The sequence below is a fragment of the Sphingobium naphthae genome (assembly GCF_043589935.1).
In the GTDB taxonomy this organism is placed as follows: domain Bacteria; phylum Pseudomonadota; class Alphaproteobacteria; order Sphingomonadales; family Sphingomonadaceae; genus Sphingobium; species Sphingobium naphthae_A.
Genome location: NZ_CP171455.1, coordinates 305842 through 322500 on the forward strand (window position 1 = coordinate 305842; position 16659 = coordinate 322500).

Below are 16659 nucleotides of genomic sequence, written 5' to 3' on the forward strand. Positions count from 1 at the left end.
TCAACGCGGCTGGCGCACCAGCGCGACGAAGATGCTGGCCGCCACCGGCAACAGCGCATCATCGAAATCATATTCGGGGTGATGGCACATGGCGCTGTCCTGCCCCAGGAACAGATAGGCGCCCGGCGCCGCCTGCAGCAGCAGCGCCATGTCGTCGGTAAAGGGGAAGGGGGCATGGTCGCGGATCACCTTGTCCGCCCCCAATATCTCCGCGCAGGCCGCTGCCGCCCGGTCCGCTGCGTCCGGCGCGTTGACGCACGGGGGCACCTGCGCCGCCTGACGCAGGCTGATCCTGCATCCCGTCAGCGCCGCGACGCCGTCGCACGCTGTTTCCAGCCGGGCGTAGAGCAGGTCCATCACCTCGGGCCGCAATGCCCGCAGCGTCCCGCTCAGCGTCGCGCGTTCCGGAATGACATTGTGCGACGCGCCCGCCTGAAGCGCGCAGACCGTGATCAGCCCGCTCTCGGCCGGATCCAGGTAGCGGCCGACGATCGAACCGATCTCAATGGCTAGCCGCGCAGCCGCCTGCACGGGATCGACGGTCTTGAAGAAGGCCGCGCCATGGCCGCCCACGCCTTCGATCTCGATATCCCAGATGATATAGCCGTTGAGCGTCGGCCCGGCCCGCACCGCCGCGACGCCGGGGTCCAGCAACGGCATGTTGTGGAAGGCATAGACCTCGTCGAAGGGGAACCGCTCCAGCAGGCCGTCGGCGATCATTGCCCGCGCGCCCAGGCCATTTTCCTCGGCCGGCTGGAATATCAGCACGGCTCGCCCGGCGGCGGGCGGATGATCGGCCAGATGGCGCGCGGTTCCCAGCAGCGCTGCGCTATGGCCGTCATGGCCGCAGGCATGGGCGACGCCGGGGCTGTGGCTGTGCCAGGGCTTGCCCGACGCATCGTCCATCGGCAGCGCGTCCATGTCCGCGCGCAGGGCGATCGACGGACCCGGCTTGCCGCTGTCGATCACGGCGACGACCCCCGTGCCGCCGATCCCGGTCGCCGGGTCCAGCCCGAATTCGCGCAGCCGGTCGGCGACGATCGCGGCGGTCCGCGATTCGTGGAACGCCAGCTCCGGGTTGCGATGGAAGTCCCGCCGCCACTCGGTCATGGCCGGCGCCAGCCGCTCCATCTGCTCCACCGTCTTCATCGGCTCTTCCTTCCTGCTGTTGCCCATCCTTTGGCGTCGCGGGGCGCGGCCAAGCGCGCTTGCCCTCGGACAGGATGCTCCCTATCGGCTGTTGCAACTGCCTCGCAATGGAGAAAAAAGGCTGACTGCTTCCTACCATATTGACGCGACGTTGCGATCCTACCGGCGCATGATGCAGCGCCGGCTGCAACTGCTGCTGCTGATCGGGTTGCTGTGCGGCCTGGCGTTCGCGCTCGATATTTCCACGGGGCCCTCCTCGCTGCCGCTGCGCGATGTCTGGGCCGGGCTGTTCGACCCGTCGGCGCTTTCCGACGCGCAGGTGACAATCATCCGCCAGGTGCGATTGCCCTATGCGTTGATGGCCATCCTCGTGGGCGCCGCCCTGTCGCTGGCGGGGGCGGAAATGCAGACCATCCTCAACAATCCGCTCGCCAGCCCCTTCACCCTCGGCGTGTCGTCGGCCGCCTCGTTCGGCGCGGCGCTCGCGATCGTCATGGGCTTGAGCCTGCCGTTCGTGTCGGCCGACTGGATGGTGCCGGTGAACGCCTTCCTGTGCGCCTTCGCATCCGTGCTGCTGCTCGAAGCGCTGGCGCGCAGCCGCGCCGCAGGGGTCGAAGGCGTCGTGCTGTTCGGGATCGCCCTGGTCTTCACCTTCAATGCCCTGGTCGCGCTGATCCAGTTCATCGCCAGTCAGGAAGCGCTGTCGCAGCTTGTCTTCTGGAGCATGGGATCGCTGGGCCGGGCGACCTGGACCAATTTGCTCGTGCTCGCGCTCGTCATCGCGGCGGTGACGCCCTTTTCGCTGCGCGCCGGCCATGCCATGACCGCGCTGCGCCTGGGGGAGGACCGGGCGCGCAGCTTCGGCATCGACGTGCAGCGGCTGCGCTTCTTCTCGTTGCTGCGCATCAGCGCGCTGGCGGCGACATCGGTCGCTTTCGTCGGCACGATCGGCTTCATCGGCCTGGTCGGCCCGCATATCGCCCGGCTGCTGCTGGGGGAGGATCATCGCTTCCTGCTGCCCGCGGCCATGCTGACGGGCGCGCTCATCATGTCGCTGGCCTCGGTCGCCAGCAAGCTGCTGGTGCCCGGCACGCTGCTGCCTGTCGGCATCGTTACCTCGATGATCGGCGTTCCCGTCTTCCTCGCGCTCATCCTGCGCCGGCCGGAGCGGGCATGATGGCGGGTTTCGATGATGCGCTGGGCGTTACCGGCCTCAGCGCCGGCTATGGCGGACGCACGATCGTCCATCCGCTCGATCTTGCCCCGGTCGCGCCGGGGCAGGTGGTGTCGCTGATCGGGCCCAATGCGGCGGGCAAGACCACATTGCTGCGGGCGCTCGCCGGCCTGCATCCGGCGCAAGGATCGGTGCGCCTGGGCGACCGGGACTTGCTGCGCCTGCCGCTGGCCGATCATGCGCGCTTCGTCACCTATATGCCCCAGTCCCTGCCGCAGCGCGTCGCGCTGACCGTGCTGGAAACGGTCGTCAGCGCCCTGCGCGCGTCGCCCGTCGATGGCGCGATATATAGTGACCAGGCCATATTGGCGCGCGCGATGGAGGTGATCGAGCGCGTCGGCATCGGCGCGCTCGCCATGACGGGGCTCGATCATCTGTCGGGCGGACAGCGCCAGCTCGCCTCGCTGGCGCAGGCGCTGGCGCGGGGGCCGCGCATCCTGCTGCTCGATGAACCGATCAGCGCGCTCGACCTTCACTACCAGCTGCGAGTCATGAAACTGGTGCGGGAACTTGCCGCCGAGCGCGGGATGATCGCGTTGATGGTGCTGCACGACCTGTCGATCGCCGCTCGCTGGTCAGACCGCATCCTGGTCTTCGCGGAGGGGCGGCTGGTCGCAGACGGCCCCCCGGCGCAGGCGATCACGCCCGACATATTGGCGTCCGTCTACCGCGTCGCGGCCGACATCAGCGGCCCGCCCGATCGACTGCATATCGACCTGCGGGATATATTGGACGATTGAGGCGACGGCCGCGACGGCCTTTGGCGCAATGTCGCTCCACGTGTCGCTTTCGCTGTCCTGATCGGTGGATACGGGCGCCCTGTTTCAGGCGCCCGTATCCCTGGCCTCATTTGGGCTGGATGACCATGATGCTATCGGCTTCCTCGCCGGTCGCATTGGCGGACTTGTTGACGGCATAGACGGTGCCGCCCTTGCCGAGCGCGACATGGTTGGGCGTCGGCGCCGGACCCAGGTTGGCGACCAGCTTTCCGTCCGCATCCGTGACAGCGATGGTGCTCGCGCCGCGATTGGCGACATAGGCCCGCCGCTTGACCGGATCGAACACGACGTTGAGCGCGCCTGCGCCCACCGGCGTGTCGGCGATCACCGCCCCGCTCGTTCCATCCAGCACGACCAGATTGTCGCTGCCTTGGCCCGCGACATAGATGCGCCCGGTCTGCGGATCATGGCTGATCCCGATCGTGCTGCGGCCGCCGGGGACGGGGAAGACATGCTCGACCATGTCGGTGCGGGTGTTGATCACCGCAACCTCATTGGTGGCGTTGCTGACCACGTACAGCTTGTGGGCGGCGGGATCGAGCGACAGGCTGGCGGCCGAAAAATCCTTGCCGCGCGCCAGCGACTGAATGACGACACTCTTGGGCTCCGCCAGCGTCGCGGTGTCGAACACCTTAACTTCCGGCTGGAAGGTGGCGCTCACATAGGCTTTGCCCAGCGTGCTGTCGATCACCGCGTCGCGCGCGTGATTGACCGTGCCGAAGGGGAACTGCTTCACCAGCGAAAGATCCGACTGCTTGTAGACGGCAACCGTATTCTGCCGGCTGTTGGTGGCCCAGACGGTGTCCTTGGCGTCGTCGACGCCAACCCCGTAGACGGCATAGACTCCCGGCCCACGATCAGCGTTGCCGCCCGGGCCGCCGGGTCGCCCGGCCTGTCCGCCCCGCCGCTCGGGTTCGGGCGCCACCGCCGGCGTCACGCGCGCCAGGATTTTCATCGTGGCCGCGTCCAGCTTCACCAGTTCGGAATTGGCGACCGGCGGCCGACCTTGGGAAGAAGCCGTGAACAGCGCATTGTTCTTGGCGCTATAGGCCGACTGATAGACGCCGCGCGCGGTCTGCGCCTGGCTGATCCTGTAGTCCTGCTGTCCCGACAGCGGGATGGTAGGCGACACCTTGAGTTCTTCGACGGTCGCGAAATAGGGGGCTTTGGCGACGACGATGATCGGGAAGCTTCCCGCCACGGCGTTGGCGGGAATGGCGATGCTGCCGGCGATCTTGCCTTCGGCGTCGGCGGTGAAGCTGCCGCCCGGCAGCGGCTCCGCGCCGTAGAGCAAGGTCACTTTCTGGCCGGGGCGGAATTTCTGGCCCGATACCTTGACCGTGCTGCCCGCCAGGATCGGCGCACCGCGCTCCGGACCGGAGAAGCTGACCTGCGCCTCGCCTGTCCGGTCGAGGGTGGTAAAGGCGGATTGCGCGACTGCGCCTCCGCTGAAGGCGGTGGCGGCGCTGGCCAGCAACAGGCCGATCGCGGCCCCTTTGGCACGCAAGACAGACATTGGCATTACTCCTGACGATGAAAGCGAAAAGGACACCGCCGGCCTAATTCAGGCTGGTCCAGTAAGTGCCCTGATAGGGTATGGCGAGGAAGCGCCGGTTGATCTCGGAAAGGGTCTGCGCCGGATCGACATCCTTGAACTGGTCGGGATGGATCCAGGTCGCGAATGTCTCGATTGCGACAATATCGAGCGGCGAATTGATCAACTGATGCGAAAAGCCATGGGTCCGGCCCGATTGCACGGCGGGCAGTTGGGACAGCCCCTGGCGGGCGGCCACCTTCGCCAGCGACGCCCGCACCTGCGCTGCATCATAGCCAGCGCCCAGCACTAGCCCGCCGGCCTTGGCCAGATGGGGACCGCCCGTCGCGATATAGACGGCCGGCCGCTGCGAGATGACATATTCCAGGTTCAGCTTGCCGAACGGCTTGTCGATAACATCCGCGCCAATATTATGGCCGCCGACGAAATCGATATAGTCGCCGATATTGCCGCGTCCGGGCGAATTGCAGCAGTCGGGCGTCATGCCGGCATGAGCCTCGACGAACACCGCCGGACGATCATCTACTGCAAGCCGCGCCACGCGATCGGCAATGCGCTTCATATGCCCGGCGCGAAAGGCGACGAACTCGCGCGCCTGCGCCTCGCGCCCGGTGATCTTGCCCAGCAGCAGCAAGCTCTTCTCCAGATGCTCGAACGGCTTCTGAAAGAAGTCCAGCACCACCACCTTGATCCCTGCTTGCTCCAGTTGGGCGATCTGGCTGTCCGTCACGCCGCTTTCGAGCGACAGGATGGCAATGTCGGGATGTGCCGCCAGCAGCGATTCGGCATCGAAGGCGCCAGCGGAACTGCCGATCTTGGGAAGATCGGCGAGGGCAGGGGATTTGCGCAGCAACTGCGCATAGGTTTCGGGACCAAGCCGGTTGATATCTTTCGGCCAGGCGACCAGCAGCGACACAGGATCGGGATGCAGCAGGCCCAGTGCGACGAGATACCGACTATCGTCGATCGCCAGCCGAGTCGCGGGCTTATCGAGTGCGATCGGCCGACCACGCAGATCGACCAGAGCGCTTCCCGACGGCGCTTCCTGCTTGGCTTCTGGCGCGCAGCTGCTCAGGCAAGACATCAGCAAAAGCGCGCCCAGCGTCGCCAGGACAACGCTCCACCAGCGCGCACGGGTCTGCGCGTTGCCCGATATTTCCATGGCCCCCATATTTTGCTCCATGCTCCCGACAAAGCTGCCTGTCATTTATCTGCTAATGATTGTAAAGAGCATGTTCCATTCGCAAGGGCTATAACCCAAATTCTTTCATTTACCCGCTATCAGGTCCCCGCATGCAACCCTTCTCACTGGGCAATGCCCGTACAGGCGTCGTCGACACCGCCACCCACAGCTATCAGTTCCATTTGCTTCAGCCCGCGAGCCCGGCTCCCCGGGAGGGGTGGCCGGCCTTGTTCCTCCTTGATGCGGACGGCTGTTTTGCAACTGCGGTAGAAGCGCTCCGCCGCATGGCGCGCCGACCTGATGCCACCGCAGTGACGGACATGGTCATCGTCGGTCTCGTTCCTGTCGGCGGCCATGCTCCGGCGATGCGGCAGCGCGACTTCACCACGCCACGCTCCGACGACGATTCCACGTCGGGCGGCGCAGCCGATTTCCTGCGCTTCCTGCGATCCGACATGCTGCCGATGATCGATCGACTCGCTTCCATCGACATGCGCCGCCTGACGCTCTTTGGCCATTCCCTCGCGGGCTATTTCGCGCTTTGGAGCTTGTTCCAGGAAGATAGCCCGTTCGACCGGGTGTGCGCCGCCAGCCCGTCGATCTGGTGGGATCAGGATCATCTGCTCGCGCGCCTGCCACACCTCGCTGGCCGCGAGAGCCATATCGACATCATGATGGGGGAGTGGGAAGGCGACCTGCCGCCCTGGCAAGCGCGGGAGCCCGATGCCGACCGCGTCCGCGCGCGCCGCGCCGAGCGCGACATGATCGGAACGGCCCGCGCATTATATGCGCGCATGGCCGCGCATCTACCGCCAGGTCATTGCTGTTTCCGCCTGCTGCCGGAAGAGGATCACGCCTCATTGGTGTCGGCAGCCATGCCCCGTGCCCTGCGCCTGGCGAGCCGGCCATGATGCCGGGGCAGGATATATTGTCGCGCCGCGGCGTGCTGATCAGTGGCGCGCTTGGCATGCTGAGCATTCCGACCCGATCGTTCGCGCAGCCGGATATGCAAAGGCTGGCGCCGCCGACGATCGCGGACCGGGGTTCGGCGCTGTATCGGTTTTCAACGATCCCAGTTGCGTCGCAAGACGGTGCGCGATTCTATCGGCTGATCGTCGCTGTGCCGCGCAGAATGGCGCCCCAATCCGGCTACCCCGTTGCCTGGCTTCTCGATGGCAAAGCTGCCATGGCTCATGTGGACGAGGCGCTGCTGGCATCGCTGGACGCGGCCGGTCCGCCGGTGATCGTCGCGATCGGGCATGACACGCCCCTGCGGCTCGATGGGCCCGAACGAACGCGGGATTATACTCCGACCGCACCAAGCGCCGGGCAAGGCGCGCGCCTGGGTGGCGGCGCCGATGCCTTCCTGGCCACGATCCTGGACGTCATGCGGCCGAAGGTCGAGCGTGTTGCGTCCATCGACCCGCGACGCCACACGATCTGGGGCCACAGTCTGGGCGGCTTGTTCGTTCTGCACAGCCTGATGCGCAGACCGGACGCCTTTACCGGCTATTATGCCGCAAGCCCCTCGCTCTGGTGGGACGGAGGCGCAATCATGACCATGGCGGTGGCCGCGCCGACGCGTCCCCGACACTGCACCCTCCTGATCGGCGAAGGCAGCGCCGTGGCGCAGGATCGGCAAGAGCGCCCGCGCAGATCGCGATTCCAGATCGACGCTGCAGACGGAGCAGCCTTTTATCACCGCCTGCAGGCGCAATCGGCCGTAGATTTGAAACAGGTCGACCTTGGGCCACTGCCCCATGGCGCAACGTTCGGCGCCACGATAGCGCCCGCGCTGCGCCTTGCGACCAGCTTGTGATCGGTTCGGGCTACCTTTCGGAATAAGCGATATTCAGGTCGGATCTGCGTTGCCCACGCGCGCCTATGCTATTGCAGATGAGAATTGATCGCATTATGGACCCGGCGTGAGCGAAACCGAACAGCCTGTGTTTCTGATGCACGGCCAGGGTCAGGCCCTGGCGGCAATCGCCTATGAAGGCCATTATAGCGCGCCCGTCGAATCGCTGGGCAGGCTCCTCCATCATCGTGTGAATGCTTCCGCGCCACCTTCTGCGACGGCCGGACTGATCCCCTTCTCGGGACAGCAGCCCGCCCATTTCCTGCCGCTGGGCGCGCTCTCGACCGGGGTCCGAGTCGCTCAGTTGTTTGCCGGTAGAGGTTCGTCGGAGCGACCGTCCTCGCCTCCCGTGCTGTCGCCTTCGCCGTCGCCGGATCATTATGCCCGTACGGTTCTTCAGGCGCTTGTGCAGATCGAAACGGGCGATCTGCACAAGGTCGTACTGGCTCGCCAGCTGCATGGGCGATCGGACGAGCCGCTGGACCCCATCGCTCTTGCCAGTCGCCTGGCGCAGGATCCGTCCGTTCTGACATACCTTGTCGATCTGTCGCCAATCTCCGGACTGGCGGACAATTGGATGGTGGGCGCGACGCCCGAATTGCTGATCGCGCGCCAGGGTCGTCATATCCGGTCCAACCCACTGGCCGGTTCAGCCAAGAGGTCAGCTGATCCGTGGCGGGACGAGCAGGCCGGCCGCGCCCTGCTGCAGTCGGAAAAGGACATTCGCGAGCATGCGCTCGTGGTCGACTATATCATGGACATATTGGCGCCGCATTGCACCTCCCTCTCCAGCAAGGGTCCCGCGCTGCAATCCACCGCGAGTATGTGGCATCTGGGCACCAGGATCGAGGGCGAATTGCGGGAGGAAGGCGACGGCGCTCTGTCCGCGGCTGCGCTCGCTGCGATGCTGCATCCCACCCCGGCCGTTGCCGGCGTGCCCAAGGCAACGGCGCTGGCTACCATCGCCGCGCTGGAACCCAACAGCCGCGGCTTTTACGGCGGCGCGATCGGCTGGGATGATGCGGCGGGCGATGGCTATTGGTATGTCGCCTTGCGCTGTGCGGAAATCAGGGGCCGGGATATAATCCTGCACGCGGGGGCGGGGATCGTCGCCGGTTCTGATCCGGATGCCGAGGTGGCGGAGACGCAGGCCAAGTTCCAGGCGATGCTGCGCGCGGTGCAACTGGACGACATGGCCACGCAACAGGAGCTGGATCGTTGAGCGCGCCGTTGACCCAATGCTGGCCGACCTCCTTTGCCGAGCGTTATCAGGCGAAGGGCTATTGGACCGACGACAGCTTCCGCTTCCTCCTGCCCGAACGCGCGGCAAGACATGGAGACAGGATCGCCGTCGTCGGCGGCGATATACGCTGGACCTATGCCGAATTGTCGGAGCGGGCGGACATCGCTGCTGCGGGCTTCCTCGCGCTGGGGCTTAAGCCCGGCGATCGCGTGATCGTGCAACTCCCCAACATCCCGGCTTTTCTCTCGGTGACGTTCGGTTTGTTCCGTGCGGGCCTGATCCCTGTCTTCACCCTGCCAGCGCATCGCCTGACGGAGATCACCCATTTCGCGCGCAAGTCGGGCGCGGCCGCCTATGTCATCGCCGATCGGCATGACGGCTTTGACTATCGCCTATTGGCCGATGCCGTGAAGGCGGACGTGCCGGCGCTCCGTCATGTCATCGTCGTCGGCGATCCGGGCGATCATGTCGCGTTCGACGCGTTCGCGGCTGACCCGGATCGCTTGCCGAGCGGCCAGGCGGACCCGTCGGACGTCGCGCTGGTGCAGATTTCGGGCGGCAGCACGGGTCTGTCCAAGCTGATCCCGCGCACGCACAGGGACTATCTCTACAGCATTCGCGCCAGCAACCCTCTCTGCGGCGTCGATCGCGACAGCGTCTATCTCGCCGCGCTCCCCGTGGCGCATAATTTTCCGATGAGCTCACCGGGCATATTCGGCGCGCTCTATGCCGGCGCGCGCGTGGTCATGGCGCCGCAGCCCACGCCCGACATCGCCTTCCCCCTCATCGCGCGAGAAGGCGTGACCATCACCGGTCTGGTGCCTCCGCTGGCGCTCTTGTGGCTGCAGGCGGCGCCGCGCACGTCGCATGACCTGTCCAGCCTGCAGGTCCTGCAGGTGGGCGGCGCCAAATTCATGCCCGAAGCAGCGCGGCGCGTCCGCCCGGTGCTGGGCTGCACATTGCAACAGGTGTTCGGCATGGCCGAAGGGCTGGTCAACTATACGCGGCTGGACGATCCCGAAGAGATTATCACCGAGACGCAGGGTCGCGCCATCTCGCCCGATGATGAGGTGCTGATCCTCGACGATGCCGGCAATCCTGTCGCAGATGGCGAGACTGGCAATCTGTTGACCCGCGGGCCTTATACGATCCGCGGCTATCATGACGATCCGGCAGCCAATGCCCGCGCCTTCACCACCGACGGCTTTTACCGAACCGGCGACGTGGTGAAGCGTCTGCCCGGCGGCTATCTGGTCGTGCAAGGACGCGCTACCGACCATATCAATCGTGCGGGCGAAAAGATTTCGGCCGAGGAGATCGAGGATCATCTGCTCGCTCATCCGGACATTTTCGATGCCGCGGTGGTTTCGGTACCCGACGCCTTTCTGGGTGAGCGCAGCTGCGCCTTCCTGATCGCGCAGGGCGACGCGCCCAAGCCTGCCGACATCAAGGCATGGATGCGCAGCCGCGCTATCGCCGCGTTCAAGATACCCGACCAGATCATCTTCGTGCCCGAATTCGCCACGACTGCGATCGGCAAGATCAGCCGCAAGGAATTGCGCGCCAGCCTACGCGCCACGTTGCTGGCGCAGGAGAAACACGCATGACGACCAGCCGGCGCCTGCCCTCGATCCAGCCCTATGCGCTCCCCAAGGAGAGCGAATGGCCGGCCTCGCGGGCCGACTGGACGCTGGAGCCGGGTCGCGCCGCGTTGCTGATCCATGACATGCAGCGTTATTTCGTCGACGCTTTCACGCCTGAGGCCGATCCCGTTCCCGGCTTGGTAGCCAACATCGCGACGCTGGCGGCTGCGGCTCGCGCGGCGGGGCTGCCGGTCTTCTATACCGCCCAGCATGGCGACCAGGACCGGTGCGACCGGGGATTGCAGGCCGATCTCTGGGGGCCAGGCATGCGTCATATCGCCGACCATCAGCCGATCATCCTGCCGCTCGAGCCGGAAGGCGCGGACATGGTGCTGGTCAAGCATCGCTATAGCGCCTTCCAGCGCAGCAATCTCGACACGCTGATGCGTGCGCGCGGGCGTGACCAGCTCATCATCTGCGGCGTCTATGCGCATATCGGCTGCCTGTTCACCGCGGCCGAAGCCTTTCAGCGGGACATCCAGCCCTTCTTCGCTGCCGACGCCCTCGGCGATTTCTCGCGCGCCTGGCATGACATGGCGCTTGCACAGGCAGCCGACTGCTGCGCCCATGTCCTGTCCACCCGCAACCTTATGGACCGTATCGCATGACTCGCCTGACCATGAACCAGCTGCGCGCTCAGATCGAGGAGATGCTGGAGGAGCCGGTCACGATCGGTGAAGATGACAATCTCATCGACATAGGGCTGGATTCGATGCGTGCGATGAACCTTGCCATGCGGTGGGAGGAGGCCGGCGTGCCGCTGGATTTCACCGATCTTGCAGAAGCGCCCACCCTGCGGGAGTTGTGGACGATGCTCGACGCGCGGCAACCGTGACGGGCGGGGAGACGGCGCCGCTGACCGAGGCGCAATCGGGCCTCTGGTACGCACAGCGGCTGGACCCTGCCAATCCGATCTTCAATACGGGCCAATATATCGACCTCAAGGGACCGCTGGACCTGAACGCCTTTCAGGCTGCGGTGGACCAGGTCGGCGAAGAGGCGCAGGCGCTTGCGCTGCGCTTTACGGAGGAGCCTGAAGGCGCATCGCAGCAGGTAGACTCCGACCGCCGTCCCCGCCTCGCCATTATCGACCTGCGCGCGGAGCGCGATCCACAGGCAGCCGCGCTGGACGCGATCCAAAAGGATATGGGGCGCGCGGTCGATCCCTTGACTGATCCGCTGGTGGGGCAGGCGCTCTACCGCCTAGCCGACGCGCATCATATCTGGGCCCAGCGTGTGCATCACCTCGTCAATGATGGCTATGGCATGGTGCTGCTCACCAACCGGGTCGCCGAACTTTATGGCGCGGCATGTGGCGCGCGAGCGGCCGGGCGGCCCTTCACGTCGATCGATCAGCTCTGGGCCGAGGATGCGGCCTATGTGGCGTCAGCCGCCCGCAGCCAGGACGCTGCGTGGTGGCATCATTATCTGGCCGGCATTGATGATGTTGTGGGCATGGCGCGGGGCCGCGCCCTATCCGCTCGAAGCTTCCATCGCCACGAACATGCGATGGAGGCGGAGACGCGCACAGCCCTGCTCGCATTGGCCAAGGAAGCCGGCGTCAATTGGCCCGATGCGCTGACTGCGCTGGTCGGCGCCTATTGTCGTCGCTTCACGGGCACGAGCGAGCTGCTGATTGGCGTGCCGCATATGGGCCGGTTCGGCAGCGTGTCGGCGCGGGTTCCGGCGATGGTCATGAACGTCCTGCCGATCCGCGCCGCGCCGGACGAAAATGGCCCGCTCGCCGACTATATCGTCGCGCTTTCCGCCACGCTGACGGAGGCGCGAAAGCATGGGCGCTATCGCAGCGAACAGCTGCGTCGCGACCTGGGGCTCATCGGCGGCGCGAAGCGGCTATATGGACCGCTCGTCAATGTGCAGCCCTATGATCGTCCGCCACGTTTCCATGGGCTCGACGCGACGCTGCATGTTACCGGCACTGGTCCGGTGGAGGATATAAACTTCACCTTTCGCGGCGATGCGGCCCAGGGCCTGACTCTGGAAATCGACGCGAACCCCAACCTTTACACCCCGGAGGAAGTGGCTGCCCATGGCGAGCGGCTGGCCATTTTCTTGGCGAACGCCGTGCGAGCCGACACGCTGGCCGCAGTGCCGACCGCCACGCCACAGGAAGCCAGGCGAGAGCTTGAGGCCTATAATGCCACGGCCCACCCACTGCCTGACACTAGCCTTGCCGCTTTGATCGAACATGCGGTGCGGGCCTTTCCCGACCGGCCGGCGGTGTCGTTCGGGTCGGAAACATGGGATTACGCCGAACTGGATCGCCGCACCTTGGCGCTGGCGCAGGATTTGCGCGAGCGCGGCGTCGGAGCCGAGGCGATCGTTGCCGTAGCCCTGCCGCGATCATTAGAACTGGTGGTGGCGCTGGTCGCCATCCTGCGCGCGGGCGGCGCCTATCTGCCGATCGATCTCGATCACCCGCCCGCACGCATAGCGACCATCCTCGCGCAGGCGGCCCCAACGCTGATATTGGCGCAGGATGATCCGGCAAGATTATATGGCGATCGATTGTTCAGCCCCTCGCACTGGTCGCAGGAAAGGGAAGCTTCTCTCTCGCCGCCTTCGGCTACAGACCCGGCCTATGTGATCTTCACGTCGGGATCGACCGGCGATCCCAAGGGTGTCGTCATCACCCATCGTGCGATCGTGAACCGCCTGCTGTGGATGCAAAGCCATTACGACATTGGTTCCCATGACGTCGTCCTTCAGAAAACGCCGGCAACCTTCGACGTATCGGTGTGGGAATTCTTTCTGCCGCTCATCAGCGGCGCGCGCCTTGTCGTTGCGCCGCCCGGCGCACATCGCGATCCGCGCGCGATTGCGGGGTTGATCCGCGATCATGGGGTAACGACGCTGCACTTCGTCCCATCCATGCTCGCCCTCTTCCTGGATGCGCCGGACTCAGCCGGCATGCAGGTGGCGCGGGTTTTCTGCAGTGGTGAGGAATTGTCGCCGGACCTACGCGATCATTTTCATCGACGCATGAGCGCGCAGCTGCACAATCTCTACGGCCCCACCGAAGCGGCCGTGGATGTGAGCTACTGGCCAGCCGATGCCGGCGATGCTTCTCGGCCGGTGCCGATCGGCCATCCGGTTTGGAATACGCGCCTGCTGGTGCTAGACGATCGTCTCCGCCCCGTGCCGCCCGGCGTCGTTGGCAGGCTGTTCTTGGGCGGGGTGCAGTTGGCGCGCGGCTATCTGGGGCGCGCGGATCTGACCGCGCAGCGCTTCATTCCTGATCCCTTCGCTCCTGGCGAGCGGCTCTACGACACTGGCGACCTGGCGAAGCGGCGATCGGACGGCGCCATTCTCTTCCTGGGCCGCGCCGACGACCAAGTGAAGATTCGCGGGCTGCGCATCGAACTGGGAGAGATTGAAGCGGCGATCGGCGCCTCCGGCCTGACGCGCGCGCAGGCGGTCATCGCAAGGGAAGGGCGGCTGATTGCCTATGTGACGCCCGGCCCCGATTATGGCGCGGACAAGCTGCGCCATTTTCTGACCAAGCGCCTGCCCGACTATATGATGCCTGCAGCGCTCATGGAATTGGAGGCGCTGCCGGTCACAGCCAATGGCAAGCTGGATCGCAAGGCATTGCCACGGCCAGTCCTTGGAGAACGAGACGGGGAAGGACCGGCAACGCCCACCGAACAGCTGATCGCTGATTTATACGCCGAGATCCTGAAGCTGGATGCGCCGCCCACGCGGCGCGCCGACTTCTTCGCGCTGGGCGGCGATTCCCTGTCCGCCGTGCGCCTGACATTGCGCCTGAGCGAGCGGACCGGACGCGATCCGGGACTCGCCGCGCTGTTCGAATGGCCCGACGTGGCCGGGTTGGCCGCTCATGTGGACGCCATGGCAGATGGTGGGGACGCCGGCACCGGCCCGCTCATCACTCTGCGCCGGGCATCGGAAGAGGCGATGTCCCCGCTGTTCCTGATCCATCCGGCGGGCGGCCTGTGCTGGGGCTATCGCACGCTCGCCATGGTGCTCAGCCCTGCGCGCACTGTCTTCGGCCTGCAATCGCCTGCGCTGGACCCGGATGCTCCGCCGCCTGCCAGCATCCATGCCTTGGCCACAGAATATGCGCGTCGCATATCGCAAGCATGGCCGCACGGTCCCTGCCATTTGGCCGGCTGGTCGGTTGGGGGGATATTGGCGCAGGCGGTTGCGGCGGAATTGCAGGCCATGGGCCGAGAGGTCGGGCTGGTCGCCCTGCTGGACGCCTATCCCGCCGAATGCTGGCGCGACGCGCCCGAGCCGACACAGGCGCAGGCGTTGCGCGCGCTGCTCGCCATTGCCGGACATGATCCCGACGCCTATCCGCATCTCGCCACCCGCGCAGCAGTTACGGCGTTCCTTCGCGCGGGCGATAGTCCCTTGGGCAGCCTGCCCGCGCGTACTCTGGATGGGGTGGTGCGCACCGTGCTCGACACCAATCGTCTCGTGCGCGGCCATCATCACCGCGCCTTCGATGGGACGCTCACCCATATCCGCGCCGCCAATGATCACAAGGGTCGCCCCGAATTGACCGCAGACCTCTGGCGCGCTCATGCTGCGTTGGTAGAGGGCGTCGCCGTCCCCTTCCTCCATTCCGAGATGACCGGTGCTGCGGCATCGGCGCTGATCGCGCCTATCTTGTCGCAGCGCATGGCCGCGCGCGAGGCGGTGCCGGCATGAGTCGCTGGCTCGGGCTTGAAGGGCGCATTGCCTTCGTCACGGGCGCTGCGGGCGGCATCGGCGCTGCGCTGGTCAGATCGATGTTGGAAGAGGGCGTGCGCGTCGTTGCGACGGATATCGCCGCGCCCACTCCCATGAAGGACGTCTGGACAGCGCCGCTCGACGTTGCCGATAGTGCTGCGGTCGACATGCTCGTCGACGCCGTCGAGCGCGACTGGGGACCGATCGACCTTGGCGTCAACGTCGCGGGCATCCTCTCCGGCTCCACCGTGCTGGACATGAGCGATGCGGAATGGCGGCGCACCTTCGACGTCAACACGCATGGCGTCTTCCATGTCGGTAGGGCGCTCGGGCGGGCGATGGCGCCGCGCGGCCGGGGCAGCATCGTTACCGTCGGCTCCAACGCGGCCGGCATCCCGCGTCACGCCATGTCGGCCTATGCCGCGTCGAAGGCGGCGGCGACCATGTTCACCCGCTGCTTAGGGCTCGAACTCGCGCCCTATGGCATCCGGTGCAACATCGTTGCGCCAGGATCGACGTTGACACCGATGCAGACAGGCATGTGGGCCGATGATCAGGGCGCCGCGCGCGTCATCTCCGGCAGCCTGGAGACGTTCAAGAGCGGCATCCCGCTCGGCAAGCTGGCAACGCCGGACGACATTACCCAGGCTGTCCTGTTCCTTCTGTCGGATCGGGCCGGCCACATCACCATGACGGATCTCTATGTCGATGGCGGCGCGACGCTCAGAGCCTGAAGCGGATGATCTGTCCCCGCCATCCATGCTAGACGCACGGCATGAGCAGGATGAACGAAGGCGAAGCGGCGGGTGGGCGCCGCCGGCAGATCATGGAAATCGCGGCGCAGATCTTCGCGCGCAAAGGCTATCGCGGAACGTCCATGCGCGACATTGGCGAAGCCGCGGGCGTGTTGGGCGGGTCGCTCTATCATCATATCAAGTCGAAGGATGCGCTCTTCGTCGAGCTGCATCACGCGGCGCTCGATGCCGCCGAACAGCAGATCGCGGCGGCCATCGACTGCCACGATGATCCCTGGATTCGTCTGGAAGCCGCCTGCGCGACATTGCTGGACATCCAGCTTGATCCCCATTCGCTCACCATGCCGATGATGAATGATTTCAGGGAAGTGCCCGAAAAGGTCCGCGTCGCCCTGATCGATCGGCGCGACCGGTTCGAGCAGCTGTTCCGAAGCCTCGTCGCAGATCTCCCGCTTCCCGCTGAGTTCGATCGCTCAATCTATCGGAACCTGCTGCTCAGCCAGCTCAATTCGGCCGCCGACTGGGTTCGGCCCGGCAGAAT

At 65.7% G+C, this 16659-nt stretch carries 14 protein-coding genes (1 of these 14 only partly in view); 11 read left to right on the plus strand and 3 right to left on the minus strand.

Features of this window, described 5'->3' with window-relative positions; genetic code table 11:
• Complete coding sequence (locus ACGGKE_RS16475) at positions 1 to 1149, minus strand: amidohydrolase (RefSeq protein WP_394442262.1); 1149 nt, start codon at positions 1147 to 1149, stop codon at positions 1 to 3.
• A gap of 169 nt (positions 1150 to 1318) precedes the next feature.
• Between ACGGKE_RS16475 and ACGGKE_RS16480 the strand changes: the two genes are divergently transcribed.
• Complete coding sequence (locus ACGGKE_RS16480) at positions 1319 to 2326, plus strand: FecCD family ABC transporter permease (protein WP_394442264.1); 1008 nt, start codon at positions 1319 to 1321, stop codon at positions 2324 to 2326.
• Positions 2323 to 3123, plus strand: coding sequence for an ABC transporter ATP-binding protein (locus ACGGKE_RS16485; protein WP_394442267.1), 801 nt, complete (start codon positions 2323 to 2325; stop codon positions 3121 to 3123). The genes ACGGKE_RS16480 and ACGGKE_RS16485 overlap by 4 nt, the downstream gene beginning before the upstream one ends.
• A gap of 106 nt (positions 3124 to 3229) precedes the next feature.
• On the opposite strand, the gene ACGGKE_RS16490 is transcribed toward ACGGKE_RS16485, so the two are convergent.
• Together ACGGKE_RS16490 and ACGGKE_RS16495 are read right to left on the minus strand one after the other, a co-directional pair.
• Positions 3230 to 4678, minus strand: coding sequence for a YncE family protein (locus ACGGKE_RS16490; RefSeq protein WP_394442271.1), 1449 nt, complete (start codon positions 4676 to 4678; stop codon positions 3230 to 3232).
• Between the two features lie 43 nt (positions 4679 to 4721).
• Positions 4722 to 5888, minus strand: coding sequence for an ABC transporter substrate-binding protein (locus ACGGKE_RS16495; protein ID WP_394442275.1), 1167 nt, complete (start codon positions 5886 to 5888; stop codon positions 4722 to 4724).
• Between the two features lie 122 nt (positions 5889 to 6010).
• On the opposite strand from ACGGKE_RS16495, the gene ACGGKE_RS16500 reads away from it, so the two are divergent.
• The 9 genes from ACGGKE_RS16500 to ACGGKE_RS16540 form a co-directional block, all read left to right on the plus strand.
• Positions 6011 to 6811, plus strand: coding sequence for an alpha/beta hydrolase (locus ACGGKE_RS16500; RefSeq protein WP_394442279.1), 801 nt, complete (start codon positions 6011 to 6013; stop codon positions 6809 to 6811).
• A gap of 95 nt (positions 6812 to 6906) precedes the next feature.
• Positions 6907 to 7719, plus strand: coding sequence for an alpha/beta hydrolase (locus tag ACGGKE_RS16505; protein ID WP_394443071.1), 813 nt, complete (start codon positions 6907 to 6909; stop codon positions 7717 to 7719).
• Between the two features lie 106 nt (positions 7720 to 7825).
• Positions 7826 to 8980 carry an isochorismate synthase MenF gene (locus tag ACGGKE_RS16510; protein ID WP_394442282.1) on the plus strand — a complete coding sequence of 385 codons (1155 nt, stop codon included), beginning with the start codon at positions 7826 to 7828 and terminating at the stop codon, positions 8978 to 8980.
• Positions 8977 to 10608, plus strand: a complete 1632-nt coding sequence (locus ACGGKE_RS16515; protein ID WP_394442285.1) for a (2,3-dihydroxybenzoyl)adenylate synthase — start codon at positions 8977 to 8979, stop codon at positions 10606 to 10608. Before ACGGKE_RS16510 ends, ACGGKE_RS16515 begins: the two co-directional genes overlap by 4 nt.
• Positions 10605 to 11252 carry an isochorismatase family protein gene (locus ACGGKE_RS16520; protein ID WP_394442288.1) on the plus strand — a complete coding sequence of 216 codons (648 nt, stop codon included), beginning with the start codon at positions 10605 to 10607 and terminating at the stop codon, positions 11250 to 11252. The genes ACGGKE_RS16515 and ACGGKE_RS16520 overlap by 4 nt, the downstream gene beginning before the upstream one ends.
• Positions 11249 to 11479 carry a phosphopantetheine-binding protein gene (locus ACGGKE_RS16525; protein WP_394442291.1) on the plus strand — a complete coding sequence of 77 codons (231 nt, stop codon included), beginning with the start codon at positions 11249 to 11251 and terminating at the stop codon, positions 11477 to 11479. Before ACGGKE_RS16520 ends, ACGGKE_RS16525 begins: the two co-directional genes overlap by 4 nt.
• Complete coding sequence (locus tag ACGGKE_RS16530; RefSeq protein ID WP_394442294.1) at positions 11476 to 15342, plus strand: amino acid adenylation domain-containing protein; 3867 nt, start codon at positions 11476 to 11478, stop codon at positions 15340 to 15342. Before ACGGKE_RS16525 ends, ACGGKE_RS16530 begins: the two co-directional genes overlap by 4 nt.
• Positions 15339 to 16097 (plus strand): 2,3-dihydro-2,3-dihydroxybenzoate dehydrogenase, encoded by a 759-nt coding sequence (locus tag ACGGKE_RS16535; RefSeq protein ID WP_394442297.1) that lies wholly within the window; start codon positions 15339 to 15341, stop codon positions 16095 to 16097. The genes ACGGKE_RS16530 and ACGGKE_RS16535 overlap by 4 nt, the downstream gene beginning before the upstream one ends.
• A 41-nt stretch (positions 16098 to 16138) precedes the next feature.
• On the plus strand, positions 16139 to 16659 hold the 5' portion of the coding sequence (locus ACGGKE_RS16540; protein ID WP_394442300.1) for a TetR/AcrR family transcriptional regulator. 73 nt of this gene lie beyond the right edge of the window; 521 of the gene's 594 nt are visible here — the first part of the coding sequence; its start codon is at positions 16139 to 16141; the stop codon falls past the right edge of the window.